Annotated in this window: 23 protein-coding genes; 10 read left to right on the top strand and 13 right to left on the bottom strand. The window is 70.7% G+C overall.

What is annotated here, in order from left to right:
• Window positions 1–201 precede the first annotated feature (201 nt).
• Window positions 202–774, bottom strand: a complete 573-nt coding sequence (locus IE226_RS37110) for a TetR/AcrR family transcriptional regulator (RefSeq protein ID WP_190085909.1) — start codon at window positions 772–774, stop codon at window positions 202–204.
• Between the two features lie 171 nt (window positions 775–945).
• Here IE226_RS37110 and IE226_RS37115 point away from each other — a divergent pair, with 171 nt between their 5' ends.
• A complete protein-coding gene (locus tag IE226_RS37115; RefSeq protein ID WP_190085910.1) occupies window positions 946–1704 on the top strand; it encodes an SDR family oxidoreductase in 759 nt (252 codons plus the stop codon).
• A gap of 21 nt (window positions 1705–1725) precedes the next feature.
• On the opposite strand, the gene IE226_RS37120 is transcribed toward IE226_RS37115, so the two are convergent.
• On the bottom strand, window positions 1726–2610 hold the full coding sequence (locus IE226_RS37120; protein WP_190085911.1) for a sigma-70 family RNA polymerase sigma factor: 885 nt from the start codon (window positions 2608–2610) through the stop codon (window positions 1726–1728).
• 86 nt (window positions 2611–2696) lie between these two features.
• On the opposite strand from IE226_RS37120, the gene IE226_RS37125 reads away from it, so the two are divergent.
• Together IE226_RS37125 and cutA are read left to right on the top strand one after the other, a co-directional pair.
• Complete coding sequence (locus tag IE226_RS37125) at window positions 2697–3155, top strand: carboxymuconolactone decarboxylase family protein (protein WP_190085912.1); 459 nt, start codon at window positions 2697–2699, stop codon at window positions 3153–3155.
• Between the two features lie 65 nt (window positions 3156–3220).
• Window positions 3221–3553 carry a divalent-cation tolerance protein CutA gene (cutA, locus tag IE226_RS37130; protein ID WP_190085913.1) on the top strand — a complete coding sequence of 111 codons (333 nt, stop codon included), beginning with the start codon at window positions 3221–3223 and terminating at the stop codon, window positions 3551–3553.
• 3 nt (window positions 3554–3556) lie between these two features.
• Here the strand turns inward: cutA and IE226_RS37135 are convergent, their stop codons facing one another.
• Complete coding sequence (locus IE226_RS37135) at window positions 3557–4891, bottom strand: NsdA family TPR-like regulatory protein (protein ID WP_190085914.1); 1335 nt, start codon at window positions 4889–4891, stop codon at window positions 3557–3559.
• Between the two features lie 317 nt (window positions 4892–5208).
• Between IE226_RS37135 and IE226_RS37140 the strand changes: the two genes are divergently transcribed.
• Complete coding sequence (locus IE226_RS37140; RefSeq protein WP_190085915.1) at window positions 5209–5541, top strand: hypothetical protein; 333 nt, start codon at window positions 5209–5211, stop codon at window positions 5539–5541.
• Window positions 5538–5804, top strand: coding sequence for a DUF7848 domain-containing protein (locus IE226_RS45475; protein WP_444546091.1), 267 nt, complete (start codon window positions 5538–5540; stop codon window positions 5802–5804). The genes IE226_RS37140 and IE226_RS45475 overlap by 4 nt, the downstream gene beginning before the upstream one ends.
• Window positions 5805–5900: 96 nt before the next feature.
• On the opposite strand, the gene IE226_RS37150 is transcribed toward IE226_RS45475, so the two are convergent.
• From IE226_RS37150 to IE226_RS37160, 3 genes are all read right to left on the bottom strand, one after another.
• A complete protein-coding gene (locus IE226_RS37150) occupies window positions 5901–6338 on the bottom strand; it encodes a DUF6234 family protein (RefSeq protein ID WP_190085917.1) in 438 nt (145 codons plus the stop codon).
• A gap of 102 nt (window positions 6339–6440) precedes the next feature.
• Window positions 6441–6788 (bottom strand): hypothetical protein, encoded by a 348-nt coding sequence (locus IE226_RS37155; protein ID WP_190085918.1) that lies wholly within the window; start codon window positions 6786–6788, stop codon window positions 6441–6443.
• Window positions 6789–6872: 84 nt separating this feature from the next.
• Window positions 6873–8933, bottom strand: coding sequence for a condensation domain-containing protein (locus IE226_RS37160; RefSeq protein WP_190085919.1), 2061 nt, complete (start codon window positions 8931–8933; stop codon window positions 6873–6875).
• Window positions 8934–9206: 273 nt separating this feature from the next.
• Here IE226_RS37160 and IE226_RS37165 point away from each other — a divergent pair, with 273 nt between their 5' ends.
• The gene (locus IE226_RS37165; RefSeq protein WP_308429585.1) at window positions 9207–10289 is read left to right on the top strand and encodes an aromatase/cyclase; all 1083 of its coding nucleotides are present in this window, start codon (window positions 9207–9209) and stop codon (window positions 10287–10289) included.
• A gap of 85 nt (window positions 10290–10374) precedes the next feature.
• Here IE226_RS37165 and IE226_RS37170 read toward each other — a convergent pair whose 3' ends face one another.
• Both IE226_RS37170 and IE226_RS37175 read right to left on the bottom strand, forming a co-directional pair.
• Window positions 10375–11256: a TIGR03621 family F420-dependent LLM class oxidoreductase gene (locus IE226_RS37170; protein ID WP_190085920.1), complete on the bottom strand. Its 882-nt coding sequence runs from the start codon at window positions 11254–11256 to the stop codon at window positions 10375–10377.
• Between the two features lie 117 nt (window positions 11257–11373).
• The gene (locus IE226_RS37175; protein WP_190085921.1) at window positions 11374–12195 is read right to left on the bottom strand and encodes an AfsR/SARP family transcriptional regulator; all 822 of its coding nucleotides are present in this window, start codon (window positions 12193–12195) and stop codon (window positions 11374–11376) included.
• A 319-nt stretch (window positions 12196–12514) separates the two neighbouring features.
• Between IE226_RS37175 and IE226_RS37180 the strand changes: the two genes are divergently transcribed.
• Together IE226_RS37180 and IE226_RS37185 are read left to right on the top strand one after the other, a co-directional pair.
• Window positions 12515–13300 carry a thioesterase II family protein gene (locus tag IE226_RS37180; protein WP_190085922.1) on the top strand — a complete coding sequence of 262 codons (786 nt, stop codon included), beginning with the start codon at window positions 12515–12517 and terminating at the stop codon, window positions 13298–13300.
• On the top strand, window positions 13297–14223 hold the full coding sequence (locus IE226_RS37185; protein WP_190085923.1) for an AfsR/SARP family transcriptional regulator: 927 nt from the start codon (window positions 13297–13299) through the stop codon (window positions 14221–14223). Before IE226_RS37180 ends, IE226_RS37185 begins: the two co-directional genes overlap by 4 nt.
• Window positions 14224–14259: 36 nt before the next feature.
• On the opposite strand, the gene IE226_RS37190 is transcribed toward IE226_RS37185, so the two are convergent.
• The 4 genes from IE226_RS37190 to IE226_RS37205 form a co-directional block, all read right to left on the bottom strand.
• Window positions 14260–15801: a hypothetical protein gene (locus IE226_RS37190; RefSeq protein ID WP_190085924.1), complete on the bottom strand. Its 1542-nt coding sequence runs from the start codon at window positions 15799–15801 to the stop codon at window positions 14260–14262.
• A 262-nt stretch (window positions 15802–16063) separates the two neighbouring features.
• On the bottom strand, window positions 16064–16927 hold the full coding sequence (locus IE226_RS37195) for an AfsR/SARP family transcriptional regulator (RefSeq protein WP_190085940.1): 864 nt from the start codon (window positions 16925–16927) through the stop codon (window positions 16064–16066).
• A gap of 318 nt (window positions 16928–17245) precedes the next feature.
• The gene (locus IE226_RS37200; protein ID WP_190085925.1) at window positions 17246–17836 is read right to left on the bottom strand and encodes a ScbR family autoregulator-binding transcription factor; all 591 of its coding nucleotides are present in this window, start codon (window positions 17834–17836) and stop codon (window positions 17246–17248) included.
• A 540-nt stretch (window positions 17837–18376) separates the two neighbouring features.
• On the bottom strand, window positions 18377–19108 hold the full coding sequence (locus tag IE226_RS37205) for a TetR family transcriptional regulator (protein ID WP_190085926.1): 732 nt from the start codon (window positions 19106–19108) through the stop codon (window positions 18377–18379).
• 496 nt (window positions 19109–19604) lie between these two features.
• On the opposite strand from IE226_RS37205, the gene IE226_RS37210 reads away from it, so the two are divergent.
• Together IE226_RS37210 and IE226_RS37215 are read left to right on the top strand one after the other, a co-directional pair.
• Complete coding sequence (locus IE226_RS37210; protein WP_229871780.1) at window positions 19605–20582, top strand: ScbA/BarX family gamma-butyrolactone biosynthesis protein; 978 nt, start codon at window positions 19605–19607, stop codon at window positions 20580–20582.
• Window positions 20583–20787: 205 nt separating this feature from the next.
• The gene (locus tag IE226_RS37215; RefSeq protein WP_190085927.1) at window positions 20788–21462 is read left to right on the top strand and encodes a ScbR family autoregulator-binding transcription factor; all 675 of its coding nucleotides are present in this window, start codon (window positions 20788–20790) and stop codon (window positions 21460–21462) included.
• On the opposite strand, the gene IE226_RS37220 is transcribed toward IE226_RS37215, so the two are convergent.
• The gene (locus IE226_RS37220; RefSeq protein ID WP_190085928.1) at window positions 21417–22967 is read right to left on the bottom strand and encodes an FAD-dependent monooxygenase; all 1551 of its coding nucleotides are present in this window, start codon (window positions 22965–22967) and stop codon (window positions 21417–21419) included. The genes IE226_RS37215 and IE226_RS37220 overlap by 46 nt on opposite strands.
• Window positions 22968–23044: the final 77 nt, after the last annotated feature.

A 23044-nucleotide genomic window follows, 5' to 3' on the forward strand; every position in this document is an offset into this window, starting at 1 on the left:
TGCCGACCTCAAGCGCTCCTAGAGAGATTCAGGAGCCTTCAACGAGGGTGTAAGCGCCCTCAAAACCCCACAAATCAGGCGAACTTTATCGAGGAACTCGACAGACCACCCACCCCGTTTACGATTCACCGCCCGCCACCCTCCCCTACGAGCGATCCCCACCCCGAGATCGACCCGCCCCAACGCCGCCAGAAACCGGCATCACGGTTTGCACCGAAGGCCGTCCAGAGTCAGGTCGACCAACCGCTCGGCCTGCTCCCGCTTGTCGGGCCCGCCCGAGGTGAGGGCGATGCCTTCGAGCGCGGCGCTCACGTCCGCCGCACCGATGTCGGCGCGCACCTCCCCGGCGGCGACGCACGCGTCCATGAGATCGGTGACGGCGGCCAGGATCATGTCGCGGCTGTGTCCGTACGGATTGCCGCCGGATGCCGCGATGGCCCGCAGGGCCTCGATCATGCCGTACTTGGCGGTGACGTAATCCAGGAAGAGACGCGTCCACGCACGCAGCGCTTCGAGGGGTTGCCGCTCTTCGAGCAGGCCGGGTACGGCGTCGCAGAGCTCGACCACCTCGTTGCGGTAGACGGCTTCGACCAGAGCCTCGCGGGTGGGGAAGTTGCGGTACAACGTCGCGCTGCCGACGCCCGCCGCTTTCGCGATGCGCTCCAGATGGGCGTCAAGGCCCTCTTCGGCGAAGACGCGCACGGCCGCCGCCAGGATCTTGTCCCGATTACGCCGCGCGTCGGCTCGCAACGGACGCGGTGCACTGCCGCTCATCAGGTCTCGACGCTCCTCTCGGTTGCTAAGTGGGGGCGCCCCCACTTAGGCTGACTGAAGTGGGGACGCCCCCACTTCCACTGTAGGTCACGACGTGGCCTGCGCAAACGCCGGCAAAGGCAGAGGACAGCACACATGACAGGCACGGCAGGCACGGCAGGCACGACAGGTATGACTGGCACGACTGGCACGGCGGCAGGCATCGAGAACAAGGTCATTGCGATCACGGGCGCCAGCAGCGGCATCGGGGAGGCGACGGCGCTCTATCTCGCGGCGAAGGGCGCCCGGCTCGTGCTCGGGGCCCGGCGGAAGGACCGGCTGAGCGGCGTCGTGGACAGGATCACGGCGGACGGCGGCACCGCCATAGGCGTCGTCGTCGACGTCACGCGCCGCGCGGACCTCAAACACCTCACGGACACGGCGATCGACCGCTTCGGCCGGCTCGACGTCCTCGTGTCCAACGCGGGCACGATGGCCGTCTCGCCGTTCGACGACCTGCGCCAGGACGACTGGGACGCCATGGTCTCCACCCACATCACCGGCCTGCTCAACGGAATCGCGGCGGCACTGCCGGTCTTCCGCGGCCAGCGCTCCGGACAGTTCGTCAACGTCGGCTCCACCGCGGCGTACGTCGTCAAGTCCCCCCAGGCGGTCTACGCGGCCACCAAGACCGCGGTGAAGGTGATCACCGAGGGGCTGCGCCAGGAATCGGGCCCCGACCTGCGTGTCACGCTCATCTCCCCCGGCTTCACCAACACCGAGGGCGTCGGCAAGGGCGGCAGCCCGGAGGCCGCGGCGGCGCTGACCCGCAGGCGCGACGAGATCGCCATGCCGCCCGCCGCCGTCGCCTCCGCGATCGGTTACGCCATCGAGCAGCCCGAGGGCGTCGACGTCGGCGAAATCGTCGTACGCCCCACGATGCAGGACTGAGGCCGGCCTCCGGTCACACGGTCACACCGGGTCCGGCAGGTCCATGAGCGCGAGTGCGGCCGGATCGACGAAGGCGGACATCTCGACGATGAGCCCGTCCGTGACACCGAAGACAAGAAGGGAGAGCGGCCTGCCGTCCTCGTTCCAGGAGATGACGCCGGGACGACCGTTGACGGAGACGGCATGCCCTCGCGCGGCCTGCCCGGCGATCCGCGCGCGAGAGGCCACCTCGGTGGCCCCGATGGTGACGAACGGCCCGTCCGGGGCATGGACGGTGAACTTCACCTCCGGATGGAGCACCTGAAGCAGCTGCTCGAACTGCCCCTGGCCCGCGGCGGCCAGAAAAGCGCGGACGACCGCGCGCTGCTGTCGCCCATCCCTCACCGACCGCTGATCACCCTGCGTCTGCCTGACTTTCTTACGCGCGCGGCTGGTGAGCATCTTGGTCGCGTCGGCGGACTTGCCGAGGATCGTGCCTATCTCCCCGTGGGGTACGGCGAAGACGTCGTGCAGCACGAACGCGAGTCGTTCGTCAGGGCGCAGCGAGTCCAGGACGGTGAGGAGCGCGAGGCCGACGGAGTCCCCGAGTGCCACGAGCTCTTCGGGCGCGGGGGCGTCGTCGAGCGTCACGGTGAACTCGGGGAGCCGGTCGTCGAGGGCGACTTCGGGACGGGTCCGGCCCGACCGCAGGACATCAAGGCTGATACGGCCGACCACGGTGGTCAGCCAGCCGCCCAGATTGTCGATGGTGCCGGCGTCCTGACGGGAGAGCCGCAGCCACGCCTCCTGCACCACGTCTTCCGCGTCGGCATGCGACCCGAGCACGCGGTAGGCGACACCGCGGAGCCGGTCGCGGTGGGACTGGAAGGCGTCGGCGATCGGGTCCGTGGGGTGGGCTTCGGGCATGTTGTTACCTCTCTCCGAGCTGCTCCGTCATAGGGGTGACGGGCAACAGCCCCGGAACGTAACCCCGACCAAGGAGAGCACTCCCCATGGAGAACCGCCTCAAGAACAAGAACACGAACAACCCCGACCTGTGGACCGCGATCCAGCACCTGCACAAGGCGATCGCCGCCGGAGGCGTGGACCCGAAGCTGCTCACACTGGTCCACCTGCGCGCCAGCCAGATCAACAGCTGCTCGGCGTGCGTCTACGCCGCAGTCGCCGGAGGCAGAAAGGCCGGCGAAACCGACGAGCGGCTGCACAACGTGGCGGCGTGGCGCGAGGCACCGTTCTACACCGACGCGGAACGCGCGGCTCTCGCCCTGGCCGAGGGCGCGACCCGGCTCCAGGACGGCGCGGAGGGCGTGACGGACGAAATCTGGGAGGAGGCGAACGCCCATTTCACGGAGGAGGAAATCGGCGCGCTCAACCTGGAAATAGCCCTGACGAACTTCTTCAACCGCCTCAACCGCACGGTGAAGGAGCCGGCGGGCCGCACCTGGGGCTGAAGCCTGAGCTGATCTGCTGCTTGCCGAAGTCGGCCACGCTTTGTCCGGAAGCTAGGCTCCGCCCCATGGCTGACTTCGTGCAGGTGTCGACGGCAACCGAGACCCGTGATCAGGCGGTCGAACTGGCGCGGTCGGTGGTAACGGACCGGCTCGCCGCTGGGGCGCAGATCGTGGGTCCGGTGGTCTCGGTCTTCTGGCATGCAGGGGAGTTCGGGACCGGAGAGGAGTGGCAGCTTCTGCTGAAGACGCATGCTGACCGGTATGCCGAGTTGGAAGCGCACTTGTTGGCGCATCACCCCTGGAAGAATCCGGAGGTCTCGGCTGTTCCGATTGTCGCCGGATCGGATGCCTACCTGCGGTGGGTAGCCTCGACCACGGGCCGGAACCCTGCCGAATAAGCGTCAGGCCCTCGCCTTCTCCAGCACGTCGGCGACCTCGGGTAGTTGTCTGTGCAAGCTGAGGCGTGCCAGAACGGGAGCGAGACGCTGCCGCGGGCGAACGGATGCCACCCCGGTGGACAGGTCCAGGGCGCGGCTGACGGCGCCGGCTGACTGCTCGACCTCTCCTGCGGTCAGGTAGGAGTCGGCGAGCCAGGACAGGTACAGGCTCTTGTCCCGCGCGTGAGTGTCCGCGTACCGCGCGAGCGCTGATTCCAGCAAGGGGACGGCACGCAACGGGCGCCGTAGCTCCGTCCAGCACCGGCCGCTCATGATCTGCAGCTCATTGCGGTCGACCCATGTGACCCAGTCGGGTTGTGGGGCGCCGTTGATCTCGTCGAGTGCTGATTCCGCAGCGCTGAGGGCGCGTTCGGTCTCGGCGGGGAGCCCTGCCACGGCGTAGGCCCATGCGAGGCGCTCTTGCAGCAGCGCGCGGACTCCCGAGGCGGCATGACGCCCGGCCGTCGCACATGAACGGGCAGCGATCTGTATCCCGGCTGCCTGGTCTCCGTTCATGGCTTGGTAGGCGAGGAAGGCGAGTGCGTTGCCCGCAAGGGCAGTGTCCTCGGCATCGACCGCGGCTGTATGACTGTCCTCGTACAAGCTCGTCGCGTCGTGGTGCCTGCCCCCGTCGAATGCTGCCCACCCCGCCTGCTGCGCCTGCTCGGCGAGTACGGAAAGCAATGCCTTTCCGGTCTTCTCCGTGTATGTGCAGTCACGTAGAACGGCCTTCGTGGCCTGGTACTCGCCGAGGTAGACACGGTAGGTGTCCCCGCCGCCCAATACGTCATCGAGGCGCCGAAGCCGTGCCGTGCGCTCGCGTAGCCGCTGCGGGAACTCCTCCCCGACTCGGCGGCCTGTGACGGGCCGCGTGAGGTCGGGTATACCGACCGCCAGGCTGGTCGTAGCCGTTGCCTTGATGAACTCCCTACGCCGCACTTTTTCTCCGTCTTTGTGGGTGGCGGTGGCATGTGCGGGCAGGGGTAGTTCACTACGCGGGGTATCGGGGTTCTCCCACTCCCGGGGAGCAAGGCCCAGAGAGGCTCCGGGAATGCGCAGAGCATCGGCGATGTGCGCGATCTTCTCGAAGGTGGTGACGCTGCCGAGACCGCGCGCCAGGGCCCCGACACGCTCCGGTTTGATGGCGCATTCGGCTGCGATCTTCGAATAGCTGATTCCGGCCTCGCTCCGAGCGAGACGGAACACCTCACCGAAATCGTGGGCCGCGATCGCAGCGCTCATACCCGCGTGATTCAGGAGATCATGCGGTAACGCTGTCGGTGGTTCGTAAACAGTCATGAGGTGCCTCGTCGCGCCTGCTGGTGACAGTCTGTCGTAACGGCCGGGCAGGCAGCCTACCCATCATGGGGGTACCCGCGGGCGGGACGGCAACAGCGTTGCTCTGCACAAAGGTTGAGGCGCACGGACCCCGCGACCGCGCGACCGGTCCGAGGGCAGGCCCACCTGAGAAAGCAGGTCGACATGCCGGACTGTACCGCCCGTACTTTCGAATCGTTGCTACGACTCCTGTTTCCTGCCGCGGAACCTATTCCCCGGCCCGTCCTGGCCCGGGCCGTCGGCCAATGCGTTTACCGACCCACAACCGGGGCGGCGGCATGACGGACCGGACACGGCTGTTGCCGTGGTCGACGCCGGACGGCAAGCCCTGTTTCCTCGTCGGAGAAGGCGCAGGCTTCGTGGCGCGGACGGCCGACAGCATCGAGAGCGTCCAACTGGGTATGGCGGGTGATCTGCTCGGGCATGCGGCGGAGACGCTCACGAATCCCAAGGCGACGCACGAGGAACTCCGCTTCATGGCAATGCGGTTGACGGAGTCCCTCCGCGATGTGCGAAGGATCGCAGAGAGCAGGGGAGACCGCCTGTCCGCACTCGATCACCCCGACGGGGACGGGGACGGCCGCTCGTCTTCGGCGGAGGCGAACGGATGAGTGAGGGAGGCCCGCCGCCGGGGAGGTACAGGCAGATCCTGTGGACGCTTACGGCCATACCCGCCATAGATGCGCGCCATGTCGGCAAATGCCTCACCTGCAGTGATCGCTCGGTGGACACGGCCGATCCGGATGAGGCGCAGATGTGGTGTCTCAAGCACGCGGGCCTGACGCGCCATACCGGTTATGAGCTGTCGGCGTTCCAGCTCTTCAACGCCGCGATCACTGATCCTTCGGTGGGCGAGGCGGGCTTGCTGATGTAGAGCAGGGCGGGACCGGCGTGCTCTCACTCCGCCGGTCCCGCCCGTTCGGCCCCGCCGCCCGCGGAGGGCCGGGTCGCCTGTCGACCGACACGCGGCTCACCCGCCGGGACAATCGTTGCTGCCGCCGCTGTAGCAGGGCACGTAACCCTCGCTGGGGGTGGGGGCGGGGCGGGGGTGGGTTTGGGCGTAGTCGTGTTGGGAGAGTGCGAGCAGCGCCGCGAGGGTTGCGGCGGTCAGGAGTTGCAGCAGAGCCGTCCAGCGTGCGCGGGCCAGGAGTGCGAGTGCGGTGAGGACGAGTGCGGCGATGAGGAGGTACTGCGTCCACGCGATGCTCTCGAGCCGGGCGGCGTCGATGGTCGCGCGGTCGTCCGCCGCGGCCCATATCTGCAGGCCGTGGCCGATGCTTCCCGCCACGTAGACGACCGACTCGATCACCAGGAGGACAAGGGCCGTACCGACGTCCTTGCGTGTAGGTGTTCTGGTCGAGCGAAGCCGTCTTCGGTGCGGGCGGGGTTCCGGGAGCGCCTGTGTCATGGCCCTACCCTGCCGGAGGCTTCCCCTCCACGTCGACGCGCCCGCCTGGTCGGGGAGGACGTCAGACGGGCGCGGACAGGAGGTGGATGTGCACCGACAACGCTAGGCGGCGCGGCGCTCCAAGTCCCGTTCGTCGTACGGAACTTCGAGTTCAGGTGCAGCGGGGTTCGACTGGGCGGCGTACACCGCGACGAAGGCGGCGAGCCCCAGGACACCGCCGTTCGGGCCGAGGGCCGTGAGCGGCACGCTCTGGCCGAGGCCCCGCGACAGTGTGCGGTGCGCTCTGAGTGACGCGGCGAGGAGTTCGCCCGGCGGGCGGTGGGCGTGGTCCGCGTCCCCGCAGGCCATCGCGAGCGCCTCCGCCCAGGCACGGGAGGCTATGTCGTCCTTGTGCGCGTGGTCGTCCTGGTGCGCGTGCGGCGGTACCGGCTTCGGTTCGCAGTTCGGCATGGCTGCCTCCTCGGCGTCTCGCGCTCGAACGTGACCTGGATACGTGTATACGTGCTCCTGCTCGTGCCTTGCTTGTACGTCCGGTCAGGTCCGGCTCGCGACGGCCGACGCCAGCCTGCGGGCCAGGTCGTCCGGGCCCGTCCCGCTCGCGTCAAGGACGACGGCGAGCGGCCGGTGGCCGTCCGCCGCCGCGAGGCGGGCGATGGCGCAGGCGGCGGCGCCGTCACCGGAGAAGCCGGCGAAGGCGAGGCCACCGTGCGACCGGACACGGGAGCCGAGCGCGTCGTACACGGCGCGTGCGGCGACATCGGCCCGGCTGCCGCCCGCCGGGACGGGGGCGAGCAGCAGCAGCTCCTCGGGCCCCGGGTAGGCGTGGGCGAGCTGGTCGTAGAAGGCGCGGGTGATGCCCGGCGCCTGCAACAGGCCGACGGCGCCCGCATCGGCGCGGGCCGGGTGGCGCAGCACGGTCGGCAGCGGCCCGCCGGACTCCTCGGGTTCGGCCTCGACCGGGCCGACCGCGGCGCCGCCCATGTGGGTCAGCAGGCCGAGGACCTCGCCGAGGGTGGTGTGCTGCCCGGAGCCGCGCGGGAGTTCGCGCAGCAACAGCGCGGCGTGGGCGAGCAGTTCGGTGATCTCCGAGAGCCGCACCTGGTCGTAGGAGGCGGTGAGGACCAGGCTGCCGCTCCTGTCGTGGTGGGCGGTCAGCATGACCGGGTACGCGGTGCGGGCGCCGAGGGTCTGCGGCGGCTCCACCTGGATGCCGGCCGCGGCGAGTCCGGCTTCGAGCTCGGGCAGCACGCGCGGCGGTGCCTCGAACGTGAGCAGGGTGTCGGCGGGCGGGCGCGGGCCGCCGGTCCAGGAGTGGATCTGGCTCGCCGAAACCCATTCGTACGCGGCCTGGTTGAGGCAGCGGTCACGCAGGTCGGTGATCAGCTGGGGCACCGTGGCCGCGGGGTCGACGAGCACGCTCTGCGGCAGCGGTCCGGCCAGGGCGCCGGGAGTGCGCTCCACCCCCTCGAAGAGGATGCTCCGGCCCGCGGCGGTGGTGGCGAACCGCACCTGCGAGGGCCCCTCGGCCCGCCCCGCGCGGTACAGCAGCAGCGCCCACACGGCCTGCAGTGCGATGGACTCGCCGCCGCCCCAGGTGGCGGCCCAGTTGGCGAGCGCCGCCGTCTCCTCCTTGGTCAGGCGGAGCCTGGAGCGGCCCTCGGCGCGGCTGCCGGTGTCGGTGAAGAGCGGCGGCACGGCCAGGAGGTCGCCGGTGTCGGTGCTGGTGAAGAAGTCCTCGGCGGCCGCGGTGTCCTGCTGGCCGAGCCAGGTCACGTAGTCGGTCATGTCGGGCCGCCGCTCCCCGCCGGGCAGTTCGCCGCCGGCGAGATAGGCACGGTAGAACTCGCGGACCAGGAGCCGTACGGACCAGCTGTCGAGCAGCGCGTGGTGGTAGGTGAGCAGCACACGGGCGGGCGCCCCGGTGGCGGAACCCGCCGGTCCGCCGCCGAGCAGCGTGACGCGCAGCGGGGCCGGGCGGCGCGGGTCGATGCCGCGGCGCCGGTCGGCCTCGACGAGGGAGTGCCACTCGGCGGTGCCGTGCGGGAGTCGTACGACCTCCGGTTCGGCGTGGTCGTGCACGACGAGGCCGGGCTCCGGCTGGTCGTCGAAGGTGGTGCGCAGCACGGATTCGTGGGCGAACACCGAGTGCCAGGCGGCCGTGAACCGCCCCGCGTCCAGGGGCCCGTGCCAGTCCCAGGCCGCCTGTTCGACCTGGCGGCCCGGATCGGGGTGGGTGTCGGCGTCCGCGAGAAGGTCGCGCTGCAGCGGCGTCGCGGGCAGGCAGCGGCTCATGAAGGAGCCGCGCCCCGCGTGGGTGAGCAGGTCGGCGAGGGCCCCCAGGGGGAACTCGGACTGCTCGTCGTGCGCGCCGTCGGTGAAGCGCAGCGTGTGCTGGCCGGGTCCCCGGCTCTCGAGGTCGGCCGTCCAGGCGGGCGCATGCGGATGGCAGGTGGCGATGCTGTCGAGCGCGGCCTCGATGTGGATGCTCTCGACCGGCCCGTGGAGTTCGAGTACGGGAAGCGCGCTGGGGCCGAGCTCCACGACGACGGTGATCGGCTCACCCTGCGGCAGACGTGCGAAGCGGCTAGTGGTCATCGGCAGTCGGGGCACGCGCCGACAAAGCCCCCTCCCCCCTCCTCAAGAGGCGCTGTCCCAGCATGCAGAGGGCCAGTGACAAACCACTGACACGGTCCTGACACGACGCTCGACCCTCCGCCCGACCGTGAAAATACCGGCCGCTCCAGGGGTTCCGAATCCGGCCAGGACCGTCTCTGAGGCGTTCCTCAAGCGGTCCTCGAATACTTTTCGAGCTGTCCCGCCGACGGTGGAGGCCAGCCGATCCGTCCTCGAATGCCCAAGGAGACTGCGATGTCTGGGATGTCTGGTGAGCGTGTGCACCGCCTGCGACACTCGGTCGAGGTGGCCGCGCCGGCCGGAGCGGTCTTCGCCCTGCTCGCGGACACCGCGCGCCGGCCGCTGTACAGCCCGCACGTCCTGCACGTCGAGCAACTCGACTTCGACGGCGTCCGCGAGCGCCTGCGCGTATGGGAGAGCGCGGGCGGCCGGATCAGGTCCTCGATCCTGGTGCGGGTGCAGCACCCGCACGAGCGGCGCATCGAGTTCGTGCGGCTCGGACACGGGACGCCGGTCGAGACGATGAGCGGCGAGTGGACCGTCGAGGAGGGCGCGGGCGGACGCAGCGTGGTGACGGTGCGGCACGAGTTCACCGTGGCGGGCGGCCGGGACGACGACGCGGCCGGGGAGGGGCTGGTCACCGGGGACAACGCCCGGGCGGAGCTGGAGAGCCTGCGCCGGATCGCCGAGAGCCGGGCCGGTCTCGACGACCTGGTGCTGTCCTTCGAGGAGTCGGTGCGGGTGAACGGGCCCGGAGAGCTGCTCTACGACTTCCTGTACCGGGCCGCGGACTGGCCCGCACTCCTGCCGCACATGCCGCGCCTCCGGCTGACCGAGTCCTCGCCCGGCGTGCAGATCCTGGACTACGACGTGCGGCTGCCCGACGGGCCCGACGCGGCGGTGCGTACGGAGGGTTCGGTCCGGCTGTGTTTCCCGCACGCCGGGCGGATCGTCTTCAAGCAGACACTGCCGTCCGCGCCGGTGGCCGCGCACACCGGGGAGTGGTCGGTGCTGCCCGACGAGTACGGGGTGCGGGTGATCGCCCAGCACACGGTGCTGCTCGACGAGGGCGCGGTGCAGGCCGCTCTCCTGGCGTCGGAGAAGGCCGCCGCCCGGGCCCGGGGGAAGCTCGCCGCCACGGCGAAACCCGCCTCGGGCCCGGCATCACCGTCCGTCCTGGAGCTGGCCCGCCGCCGGGTGCGCCAGGCCATCGGGCGTACGTCGCTGGCGATCCTCGAACTGGCCGGGCAGCACGCGGAGTCGTCGGTACGGACACTGCCGCGGCGGCCGGCCGCGGCCACGAGCCCCCTGCCGTAATGCCGTAATGCCGCAGTGCCGTGACGCCGTAATGCCGTGATGCCGTGATGCCGTGATGCCGTGATGCCGTAAAGGCTCCCGGAACTCAGGTGCCGGAAAGCTCCTCGACCACCGGGCCGAAGACGTCCATCGCGCCGTCCAGGACCACGACGTAGGAGATGCCGAACCGCTCGCGCTGCTCGCGCAGCTGCTCGGCGATCTGCTTGACGGTGCCGAAGAGCATCACCGGCAGGGTCAGCCGGTCTTCCTGCGACATGCCGGGGTCGATCTTGGGCAGTCGGCGGGCCGTCGCGTGCCGGTCGTCGGTGACCTCCACGAAGTGCACGAGGAGGTTCCGCTCGGCGGGCACGTCCCGGTGCGCGGCGAAGCCTTCGTAGGCGGCCACGCGCTCGTCGAGCTGGCCGGGCGTGAGGGCCTTCAGGATTCCGTTCTCGTATCCCGCGGTCGCGGTGAAGGCCGCGATGTCGGCGTGCTCGGCCATCAGGCGCAGCAGCCGGTCGCCGTTGCCGCCGATCAGCAGCGGCGGCCGCGGCCGCTGCTCGGCCTGCGGCGTGTGCGCCGGGTCGGTGAGCAGCCGGTCCAGTTCTTCCGCCGTGTGCCGCAGGGCCCGGATGCGCCCGCCGGGTGACAGGAACTCCAGCTGCGCCCGCTGGTGTTCGGCCTCCGCGTAACCGGTGCCGAGGCCGACTTCGAGGCGGCCGCCGGTGAGCGCGTCGGTGGTGGCCACCTCACGCGCGAGGAGCGCCGGGTTCCAGAAACCCGTGTTGAGGACGAAGGTGCCGATGCGGGGCCGCTCGGTGGCGGCGGCCGCGGCGACCATCGCCGGGAAGGGGGCGACCATGCCCAGGTGGTCGGGGACCAGGATGACGTCGTAACCGAGTTGCTCGGCGCGGCGGCACTTGTCCCGCCACTCCGCTCCACCCGTCGGCTTCATCATGTTCACGCCGAATCGAAACGGCCTGGTCATGCCTTTCCCCCCTTGCCTGCCTGCCCCAATGACATGCGACGGCCAAGCCGCCGCGGTGACTTTATCCCGGGGGCGGCCCACGTCAACGGGCCGTTGGAGGCGCCGCTTTGGGGGATGTCAGGCGGCGTAGAGGTCGAAGGTCGAGGTGCGCCGATCGCCGGCCACCACGTCGAGCGCGGGGTCGACGGTGAGCATCATCTGGTGCACGCGCTGAAGCTGCGGCGAGGGCTCCACGCCGAGCTCGTCGATGAGACGCGCGCGCAGTCTGCGGTACACGTCGAGGGCCGTCGCCTGCCGCCCGGAACGGTACAAGGCCACCATCGCCTGCGAGTGCAGCCCCTCGTGCTGCGGGTGACGGGCTATCAGGTCCGTAAGCTCGGCGATGAGTTCACCGTGCCGGCCGAGCCGCAGATCGGCGTCGATGCGCCGCTCCACGGTGACCAGGCGGGACTCGTTGAGCCGCATGATCTCGATGGAGAGGATCGAACCGGCTCGTACGTCGACGAGGGCGGGCCCGTTCCACATGTCGAGGGCGTTGCGCAGGAGCGTGGACGCCTGGCCGTCCTCGCCCTCCTCGAAGGCGCGCCGGCCGGCCGTGACGAGCTGCTCGTAGCGGTGCAGGTCGACCGAGTCGGCCGACATCTGCAGCACATAGCCGCCGTGCCGGGTGGCGAGTATCTCCTTGGCGTTGCCGGGTGCGTCGGGCCCCATGGCGGTGCCGAGGCGGCGGCGCAGCTGCAGCACGTAGGTCTGCAGTGTCGTCATGGCGCTCTGCGGCATCTCGGTGCCCCACAGCTCCTCCATGAGCGTGGCCACCGGCACGATGCGGCCCGGATAGAACGCGAACAGGGCAAGGAGCTGACGCGGCTTGCTCGCCGTGGGCACTATCGAGACACCGTTGACGGCCGCGTTCAGTGGTCCCAGGACCTGAATCTCCACGGTTTCCTCCCGTACCCCATCGAGTGGTGGCCGTGCCGTTGACCCATCGATTGGCGGCCTTGGTCCTTGGCACGTTAGACCCGCTTCCGGCCGCTGCCCCCATGACTCCCCCATTGCTGGACCCGCTCTCAAGCAGGTCTCTATGGGCGGTAGTCCGGGCGTAGGCCACAAGACTTGAGAATGGGTGCAGAGCGGTTCAAAGCTCACTCGTGCGAGCGGCGGCACGGGCCGGGACGCGGCTACCGTGCGAACTCCCTGCCCCGATCCGGACCGCTGGTCATCGGGCCGGAGGCCGGAGTGTCTCGTCGATGGAGTCGCCATGCTGAAGGCGGAAGTGCTGAGGGCGAAAGAGCCGCAGGCGGAAGAGCTGGAGCTGCGCCTGTTCGTGTTCCACCACTCCGGTGGTTCACAGCTGTCGTACCGCGACTGGCCGGCCGGCTTCCCGGCCGCCTGGGACGTGCGGATACCCGACGCACCGGGCCGCGGACCACGCGACAAGCGTCCCCCGCTCTCGGACGCGGGCGCGCTGCTCGACCACTACCTGGAGGAGCTGGACGCCGGTCTCACGGGCAGCTTCGCGTTCTTCGGGCACAGCATGGGCGGACTGATCGCGTACGAACTCACCCGCCGGCTCCTCGACATGGGCCGCACGCCGCCCGTCTGGCTCGGCGTGTCCGCGCACGGCACGGTGCGTCCCGAGGGCGACGGCATGCGCCGGCACCTGCTGTCCGACGCCGACCTGCGCGAGGAGCTCTCGGCGATGGGCGGTACGCCGTCCTCGGTCCTGGCCCACCCGGAGCTGTGGGACCTCATCGCGCCGACCGTCCGCGCGGACCTGCGCATCAGCGAGACCTGGCGCACGACGCCCCTCGCCGCGCCGCTGCCGGTGCCCCTCTCGGTGTTCGGCGGCACCCGGGACGAGGTGGCGCCCCCGCACCGTATGGACGGCTGGTCCGCCGTTTCCGAGCACTTCCTGGGCCAGCACCTGTTCGAGGGCGGCCACTTCTACTTCCAGGACCAGCTGCCCGCGGTCGCCGGGCGGATCAAGGACGACATACGACAAGCCCTGCTCCTGGCCCGGGCGCCCTCCGCGGTCACGCTATGACTGTCCTCGACCTCGCCGCGCCGGAGCGGGTGCGCGGCGGGGCGACCGAGTTCCGGCTGCTCGGCCCGGTGGTCGTGCACGACGGGGAGACCGGGGCGGGCATCGTGCCGCCGGGGCCCAAGCAGCGGGCGCTTCTTGCCACTTTCATCATCCACGCGGGCGAACTCGTCTCCGTGGACCGCCTGGTGGAGGAGCTGTGGGGCGACCGGCCCCCGGCCAACGCGCCGAACGCGCTCCAGGCCCACGTCGCCCGCCTGCGCAGGCTGCTGCCCGCGCCGGGCCACGAGTGGATCAGCACCCTGCCCTCCGGGTATCTGCTGACGCCGGGCCACGCCTCGACCGACGTGGCGCGCTTCGCGCTGCTGTCCGGGCAGGGCAGGGCCGCGGTGCCCGAGGACCCGCAGTACGCGACGGAACTCCTGGGCCGCGCCCTGTCGTTGTGGCAGGGCCCGGCCCTCCAGGACTGCCGTCGCGGCCCCATCTGCTCGGCCGAGGCGGACCGCCTCGACGAGCAGCGCCTGATCACGCTGGAAGCGCTGTACGAGGCGAGCCTGAGCTGCGGCAGATATGCCGAGGTGGTCTCCGGCCTGGAGCGCCTCACCGCCGACCATCCGCTGCGCGAGCGCTTCTACGATCTGCTGATGGTGGCCCTGTACCGGGGCGGCCGGCAGGCGGAGGCCCTGGGCGTCTACGAACGTGCCCGCCGCAACCTCATCACGGTCCTGGGCGTGGAGCCGGGTCCCGCGCTGCGCGCCCGTATGGAGGCGGTCCTCAACCAGTCGCCCGCCCTCGCGAAGCCGCGCCCGCGCCATCCGGACCTGGCGGCGGAGGTTTCGCAGCTGCGCACCCGGATCGAGCAACTGGTGCGGGACCAGGAGGACTTACTGCGCAGGGTGCAGGACGAGGAGGCCGGGGGCCGTTAGAGCGGCCTTCGCCGCTCGTGTCCCCCGGCGCCGGGTTCAGGCCGAGAGCAGCAGGACGACGATCAGCGCCAGACAGTAGACGGCGGCCGCGGTCCCGGCCGCCCGCGCGCGCGGCGCGGAGACGCGGGCCGCCGTCCCGGCGGGACGGAGCGCCGGGTCGGCCGCCAACGCGCGGATGGCGTCCACCGCGGCACGGGCCCGGGGCCGCCGGGGCAGCAGCTCGGCGAGCCAGCGCGCGGGCAGGACACCGTAGACGTCCGCGACACGGTCGGTGGCGTAGCGGACCCGGAAGCCGTGGGTCTCGATGCTGACACCGCGGAACCTGTCCCACGGCACCTGGTGCGCCGAGAAGGTACCGGTGACCCTGAGCCCGTCACGGTCGGCCACGACCTCCCAGTTCAGCAAGGTGACGAGGGGCATGATCGACACCGCCACGAGCAGGGCGAGGCCATGGACGTACCGCGATTCCGCCTCGTACAGCCGAAGGCCGATGGCCAGGAGCGGCAGCACCGCCAGGTAGCCCAGCACCATGGCACGCACCCCGGCCCCGGCCCGCCACCGAAGCGGCGTCGCCCCGGCCTCCCGCGTCTCGGCGGCCGGCTCCGCACGGTACTGGGGCCGTACGGGCTTCAGGGTGTGCCCGGACGCCCCGCCCGTCACGAGAACCAGCTCGCCCCCGGCGCAGGGGGCTCCGTACAGCAGCGCCTCACGCAACGTGCCGTCCGTGGGCAGAGTGGTGCGGCAGCTGAAGACCGGCGTCCCGCCCGCGGCGTCATCCGCCGCGAAGACATCCGTGCGCCGGTCGTCCGATCCGCCCCCGGCACGCAGGAGTACCCGCAGCACGGGCGACGGCGACCGGCGCAGGGCCGCGAGGCCGTGCCACCCGGCCAGACCTGATCCGCCCCAGTTCAACCCCACCACCAGGGTGAGGACCGCGACGTACTGCCACTCGTCCGCGCCCATCAGCCAATCGCTGCTCACGGCCGACAGCGCGAGAGCGACCAGCGCGAACCCGAAGACGGGCACGCCACAACCGAGGTTCGACCCACCGCGCCCGGAGGTGTCGACGTCCCCCGGCAACGCCATCCGTACGGGACCGGCCGCGGCTAAGGCAAGCGCCCGCTGCCCGCGTGCGACCCGCAGGCGGTGCAGACAACCCGCCAACGCGTACCCCGCCGCCAGGACCACGGCGGCGCGGGACTCCACGGGGATCTGCGACTGCACCGCGACACCGAGGGCGACCAGCGGCAGAGCGGCGGCAGCCAGGAGCGGAAGTCGCCAGAGCCACCGGAAGACGAGCACACCCGCGATCCCGAGGTGCGCGGTGACCCACCACCGGGGTTCGCACGAATCGGACGTGCCGCAGAGATACGACTGCAGGCGCGGGGCATCCGTCGCCACCACAAGCGCGCAGACCAGGGCCGCGACGGCGGGCAGCGGATGCGCCCACACGGCGGGCCGGGCCTTGAGCCATCGCCCGGCGTCCGCGGAATTCCAGGCGGCCACCTCTGCGGGCGCGGCCTCCCGCGGCAGCGGAACGGGGTTCTCGATCACGCCCGATATTCCGGCCACGGACATGACGCACACCCCGGCACCGCGCGACGGAACGGTGAACACCACGGCACGGATCGATACCGGCGACTGCCGGGGCTGCTCCCGGGACTGCTCCCAGGGCTGACGGCCACTCAGCTCCGGGGTGTGAGGTGACGTCCCTTGCGTGAGGGACGCCCCCGCGGCCCCCCGCGCCGCAAAACGCCCCGCCCACCCGCAGCGGCCTCAGGCCTTACGGGGGTGGACGGGGCGTCGATCGTCGGTGTGCCGGGGTCGCGGGACGCGGCCATCAGCCGACTCGGGCGAGTCGATCCCGTGCGCCGGCGTTCACGGCTTCGTTCCGTGCGCCGTGGGGGGTCGGTTCGGAGGTCTTGAGGATGGCCTGCTGGAGGCGACGCAGTTCGGGTGAGGGCTCAAGGCCCAGGTCGCGTACGAGGGCCTGGCGCAGCCGCTGGTACACGCTCAGCGCTTCGCCCCGGCGGCCCGAACGGTAAAGGGCCAGCATGAACTGCCCGTGCAGATTCTCGTGCGTGCGATACCGGCTCACCAGCACCGTCAGCTCACCCAGCAACTCACGGTGCCGGCCAAGACGCAGATCCGCCTCGATGCGCTGATACAGCGCACACAACCGCGTCTCCTCCAGGCGGCGCACCTCCATCTCCAACTGCACACCCGCCCGCACATCCGCCAGCGCCGAACCACTCCACAACGCAAGAGCCTCCCGCAACAACCGGGCCGCCCCCGCGAAGTCCTCACCGTCCATCGCCCGATAACCCATCCCCGCAAGCCGCTCGAACTCCACCACATCACTCAAGCCGCCACCGCCCTTCAGGACATAGCCGCCGGGCGCCGTCACCAGCACATCCTTCGCCGACACACCCCCGGCCGCGCCCTGCTCTCCCGCACTGCCCGCGCCCTGCTCCAGCGCCGCACCGATCAACTCACGCAACTGCAGGATGTAGGTCTGCAACGTCGTCCGCGCCGACCGCGGCGGACGCTCCCCCCACAACTCCTCCACCAGCAAACCCACCGGCACCACACGATCAACATGCAGAGCCAGCAACGCCAGCACCTTCCGCGGCTTCGGCGCCGTAGGCATCACAGCAACCCCGCCCACCCGCACACCCAACGGACCCAGAACATCAATATCCATCACGCCAAATCCCCTGTTCGTGAGTGGCCTGCATCCCGTGTTGATCCCGTGCTCAATCAGTAAAAAACCAGCAGTCCGGTTTGTCAATACCAGACCGCCCATGCTGTTTCCACAACCTCCCACCCGTTCCTCGAGCGCGCCTAAAGCCCTGCGGGATTTGCCATGGATCACGAAAACCCCCTCGTCACAGGCTTACGAGAGGGTTACGAGAGGGAGCGTGTAGCGGGCCGACGGCCGCCGTCCGACAGCCTTCAAGGGGCTCAGTAGCCCTGGAAGGCGATAAAAAACAGCCGACAGAGTCTGTTTATGAGCCGCGTTTCAGACCGCTTCCCCTGTCAGCTGCGGCAGCACCAGCTCCCAGAACGCGTCGATCCGCTGCCCCGACAGCCACCCGCGGTCCCTGCCGCCGAGCACCTCGAAGCCCACGGTGGCCGCGACGATGGCCGGGGCGACCCGCTCCGGCGTCACGCCGTCCGCGAGCACACCCTCACGGTCGGCGCGCTCCAGCATGTCCTCGACCCACTCCTGCCAGTAGCGCCGCACGCCGGCGGTGGCCCCGAGCGCGGGCTCTCCCCCCAGTTCGAAGCCCGCCCGCACGACGACATCCTCCGCGAGGCGGCTCATCAGACCGTGCGTCGCCGCGACCAGGCCCTGCAACGCGCTGCCCCGCGCCCCGTCGACCGGTGCGTCCTCGGTGATCGTGCGCAGTCTGCGCGCCGCCTCTTCCTCCACCGCCCTGGCCAACTCCCGCTTTGTCTCGAAGTGGAAGTGCAGCGCTCCGTTGCTGACCCCGGTAAGCCGGCTGATGTGGGCGAGCGAGGCCGCCGCGTACCCCTCGCGCGCGAACACCTCCGCGGCGGACTGGATCAGAGATTGACGGGTCCGGACCGCCCGCTCCTGCTTGGCCATCGCTCACCTCTCCAACACGGCCCGCCTCCGACGCGGCCAGGCCGACACTCACGGACTCAATGACGTCGCCAGGCCCCCTGCGACGCGCGACCGAGGCCCGTGCACTGCAAAGAACATGCCGAACTTTCCCCGCAATCGAGAAAACAAACCGGTGGGTCGGTTTTGTCGAGTCCTTAACGGCCGAAGCTGTGCGGAGTCCGGTCGGCAACGTATCGCAGCCTCCCGGTGTCCGGCTCGCCGGGGCACCCGCACCTGCCAACCACGCCCCCGGGACCTGAGGTTACGCCCAGGTTCGAGCGTCCGACACCCCACCTCCGGGCGCCGGGGATCATGACTGGCGCAAAATGCGTCACGTCGCAGCCCCCGTCGGAGCGCCCGACAGAAGGCTGATCGCCCTCTTCACTGTCAGCAAATAAACCGCCAGGTTGGTTTGTTAGCTACGGCGATCGACACCCTTCCGTTGCTTTCCTTGCATGAAGCACGCAACGCACCGGCGGAACCGCTGGTTCCGCCGCCCGCCACGGACACGGACCAGACCGGTCAGCCCGCCGCCCCGGAACCGGCGGCCGCCAGCCCCGCCCGATCCGCGGTCGTGGCCAACGCGGGCAGCAGCAGGTGCCAGAACCAGGTGAGGGGATCGGGCGACAGCCACTGCCCGTCGTACGCCCCGAGGACCTCGATCCCGACCGTGGCCGCGACCACCGCGACCGCCGCGTCCCGCCCCGAGACGCCGGGCGCGAGCGCGCCCCGCGCTTCGGCCGCCGCCAGCGCACCCTGCACCCACTCGCGCCAGGCGTCCCGCAGGTCTTCGCCGACCACCGCGCGCTCCCGCACCCCGCTCAGGTCGAACCCCGCCCGCAGCACCACGTCGCTGCCCAGGGCCCGCACGAAGGCGTGCGTGACGTCGATCAGGCCCTGCAACCCGCTCACCTGCGCCGGCCCGCCCGCCTCCGCCGGCTCGCTTCCCTCCGCGCGCCCGCTCCCACGCGCGAGCCCGCGCCCCACCGCAGCGCCCCCGGCAGGTCCAGCCGCTCCGGCACCCCCGGCACCCCCGGCAATCAGCCCCGCGAGCCGCGCCGCGGCCGACGCCGCCACCGCGTCCGCGAGGTCCGCCTTGGTGGCGAAGTGGAAGTACAGGGCGCCGTTGCTCACCTTGGCCCTGGCGGTGACCATCGCGAGCGAGGTCGCCTCGTAGCCGTCCCGGTGGAAGAGCTCGGCGGCCGCCTCGATGAGCGCGGTCCGGGTCCGGACCGCGCGTTCCTGTCTGGTCATCAGGGCTCCGTTGCTGCGCTGGTCTTGTGGTGCGCCGGGCTGGGGCTGCCGCCGCGCGCGCACGCACGCAGAGGCCCCGAGATCCTCCGTGTCCCGCCTAGAGCACGGCTCAAGGCACCACGGAGAGCGCCTACAGCACTCCCGTACGAATGCCCGTCCCGGCGGCTCCGCGGCCCAAGGTCGTACCGCCGGGCGCACGGACCGCATGACCGCACCCTCCGCAGGACCGCCGGTTGCCCGAACGGGCGTGATCATGGCCCGCAGCAGGGAGTCCGGGCAGAAATCGGGCTTGGGGTCTCGTTCAAGTCAGCCCGCAGTAGATTGAGCGCGGGGTTATCGCCCGTTCTGGCCCGAGAGGTCGGAACGGAAGCCTCCATTTCCCGCCACAGGGCATTCCCCTGGTGACTGTAGAAAATAAACCGGGTGGTCTGTATGTTGAGACCCGCGAGGCGCCCCATCCGGCGCACTCTCCAGTCGCGAATCCGGGGGATACAACATGTCCACGAACACGTTCCACCCCGCAGAAGACACCCTGCGCCGAATGCCTGCCGTCGGGGCACCGAAGTCCTGGCCCACGGTCCGTCCGCAGGTCCAGCTCACCACCACGGTGGCCAAGGAACTCGTGCACCGTGCGGCCCTCGCCGAGGTGCTGCTCACCGGCCAGGAGCGGTACGACGACGACCGGTTCGGCGTCACCGCCCAGTGGCCCCGCTGCCACAGCTTCTACGCTCCGGTCGCGGGGAACCACGACCCCCTCCTTGCTGCAGAAACGATCAGGCAGATCGGGTTCCTGCTGCCGCACACCCAGTACGGCGTCCCGCTCGGCCACCACTTCCTGCTGCGCACCTTCTCGTTCTCGGTGGACCCCGAGCACCTGCGCGTCGGCCACGCACCCGCGGACCTCGACATCGACGTGGCGTTCAGCGACGTGCGCACGCGCCGCGACGCGCACCTCGGCGCCCGCTACGACACGGTGATCCGCCGGGCCGGAGAGACGGTCGCCACGGGTGGCATCTCCTACACGTGCATCACTCCGCCCGCCTACCGCAGGCTGCGCGGCGACCGGGGCCACCTGCAGATTCCGCTGACCGCGCCGGTCCCGCCGCAGAGCGTGGGCCGTATGTCGCCGACCGATGTGGTGCTCTCCCCCATCGGCACGGACGACCGGTGGCAGCTGCGCGTCGACACCCGCCACCCCGTGCTCTTCGACCACCCGGTCGACCATGTGCCGGGGATGCTCCTGATCGAGGCCGCACGCCAGGCGACGACGGCGGTACTCGGCCACTCCTCGGGCGTGATACCCGTACAGGTCGAGTCCGAGCACTACCGTTACGTCGAGCTTGACGCGCCCTGCTTCATCCGCGCAGAGCGGCTGCCCGCGGACGCGCGCGGGGAAAGGGTCGAGGTCACCGGCGAGCAGGACGGCCAGGAGATGTTCCGCACCACCATCACCGCCGTCCCCGCCCCGCTGTAACCCCGGCTCGCCGGCTCCCGGCCCACCGTTTCCCGCGTCCCGCACGGCACATACGCTCCGGCAGACACCCGGAGCGCGAGCCGACACGGGCTCGATCACGCCCCCGGCCCTGACGTCGGACCTCCGGAGACGCTAAGATACGAACCTGACGGTTTTTTTCTATGGGCCTCCCCACGGTTCCATGCTCTCGGAGGCGGTGGATTACATGGCAAAGCAAGATCGCGCGATCCGCACACAACGGACGATCCTGGTCGCTGCTGCCTCAGTTTTCGAGGAGCGCGGGTTCCAGGCGGCCACCATCACGGACATCCTCAGCGCCGCCGGCGTGACCAAGGGTGCGCTGTACTTCCACTTCCAGTCCAAAGAGGACCTGGCGTACGGCGTGATGGAGGCGCAGGGGCGCCACATGGGGACCGTCCCGCCCCGCTCCTGCAAGACACAGGAGGTCGTCGACACCGTCCTCCTCCAGACGTACCGGCTGCAGAAGGACCCGATGGTCCGAGCCGGTGTCCGCCTCGCCATGGACCAGCACGCGACGGAACTCGATCGCGGCACCTCGTTCCAGGAGTGGGGCAAGGGAATGGCCGCCCTGCTCGAACAGGCCAAGGAACAGGGCGAGTTGCTGCCCCACGTCGTGCCGGCGGACACCGCCGAACTCGTGGTGGGCGCCTACGCGGGCGTGCAGTCGATGTCGCAGGCCGTCAGCAGCTACGCGGACCTGGACCACCGCACCTCGGTGCTCCTTCGCCACATCATGCCGAACGTGGTGCTGTCCTCCGTGCTCACCACGATCGACCTCACGCCCGAGCGCGGCGCGACGATCTATGCCGAGGTTCAAGCACTCCAGGACGCGGCCGAACTGGCGGACGCCAGGGCCTGATCCGCCCTCCCCGGCGCCAGCCACTCCAGGACCGGCGCGTCGAGGTCACCGGCGACGTCCGAGGCCCAGGCGACGTAGCCGTCCGGGCGCAGCAGCAGGGCCGCGCCGGGCATGCCGGCCGCAGGCTCCGCCCGTACGACGCGCAGGACGTGCCGCAAGTCGTGCCGCAGGTCGTGCGGCACCCCAAAGGCCCGCCCGGTCTCCGCTGACCCGAACCGCACCAGCAACATGCGCCCGTCCCGCAGCAGCCGGATGACGTCGGTCGTCCCGTCGTCCGTGACCAGTTCCCGGTTGCCGAAGAACTGCCCCTCCCATGCCGACGGCTGCCCGGTCCGCGGCGGCAGCACCGTGTCCTGCCCGCTGACCATGAGGCCGAGCCGCTCCAGCTCCGCACCGGCGTCCGCCGCGCCCCCGGCAGCGGCAAGCTCCTCCAGCGAGCCGGGCGTCCTGCCGGGACGCATCAGGTCGGTCTGCGTGCGCACCTGGTCGAGGAGCCGCTCGGCGGCCGGCCTGCGCTCCGCGTCGTAGGAGTCGAGCAGTCCCGGCGCGGCCGCTCCCCGTACGGTGAAGGCGAGCTTCCACCCCAGGTTGAGGGCGTCGAGCAGTCCGGTGCTCAGTCCCTGGGCGCCGACGGGGAAGTGCAGATGCGCGGCGTCCCCCACCAGGAAGACGCGCCCCGAGCGGTAGGTGCGCGCGAGGCGTGAGAAGTCGCTGAAGCGGCTCAGCCAGCGCGGTTCGTCCATGTCGATGTCGCGGCCCATGATCCGCGACGTCTCCCGGCGGAACTCGTCGAGTTCGAGCGGGAGTCTGTGGTCGGCGGGCGCGTTGAGGCAGTCGGCCACCCGCAGGTGGAGGCGCCCCTCGGCGGTCCGCTTGGCCACGACCCAGCCGAGCGGCGTCTGATGCCAGCCCGGTTCAGGAGCCTCCGCCCCGTCGCATCGCACGACGCCGACCATGGCGGCGACCGTCGGCGGGGTCGTGTCCGACGGGATCCCGCCGAGTGTGCGCACCGTACTGCGGGCCCCGTCGGCACCGACGACGTACGCGGCCTCGAACTCGGCGCGCCCGCCGGGGTGTTCGGCGCTCACCGTCACCGCGCTCTCGCGGTGGTCGAGCCCGGTCATCCGGTGGCGGCGCAGCACCCGCACGCCCGCGGCAAGGGCACGCTCTTCGAAGAGCCGCTCCAGATCGGCCTGCGGCCGCTTGAACAGCGGGTCGGGCTCGGCCGCGGGCGCGGTGAGCTCCAGGCCCCATACGCCCGCGAAGTGGAACCGGGCGCGGTTGACCCCTGCGCGCAGCGGGAGCTCGGGAGCGGGCAGGTAGCCCCTGCGGGCAAGTACCTGCGCGGTGCGGGCGTGCAGGGTGGTGGCCCTGGGGCGTTCGGCCACCTCGGCGCGCTCCTCCAGGACCACCGTCCGCACTCCGTATCCGGCGAGTTCAGCGGCGAGCAGCAGCCCGACGGGCCCACCACCGACGATCACCACATCTGTACGGACACACGTCATCGCGGTCGCTCCCCCTCGGCCGAAAACATGGATGCCCTCAAGCGGACGCGGAAAATATACCGGGTGGCTGGTTGTTT

The sequence above is a fragment of the Streptomyces longisporoflavus genome (genome assembly GCF_014649775.1).
GTDB classification, from domain to species: domain Bacteria; phylum Actinomycetota; class Actinomycetes; order Streptomycetales; family Streptomycetaceae; genus Streptomyces; species Streptomyces longisporoflavus.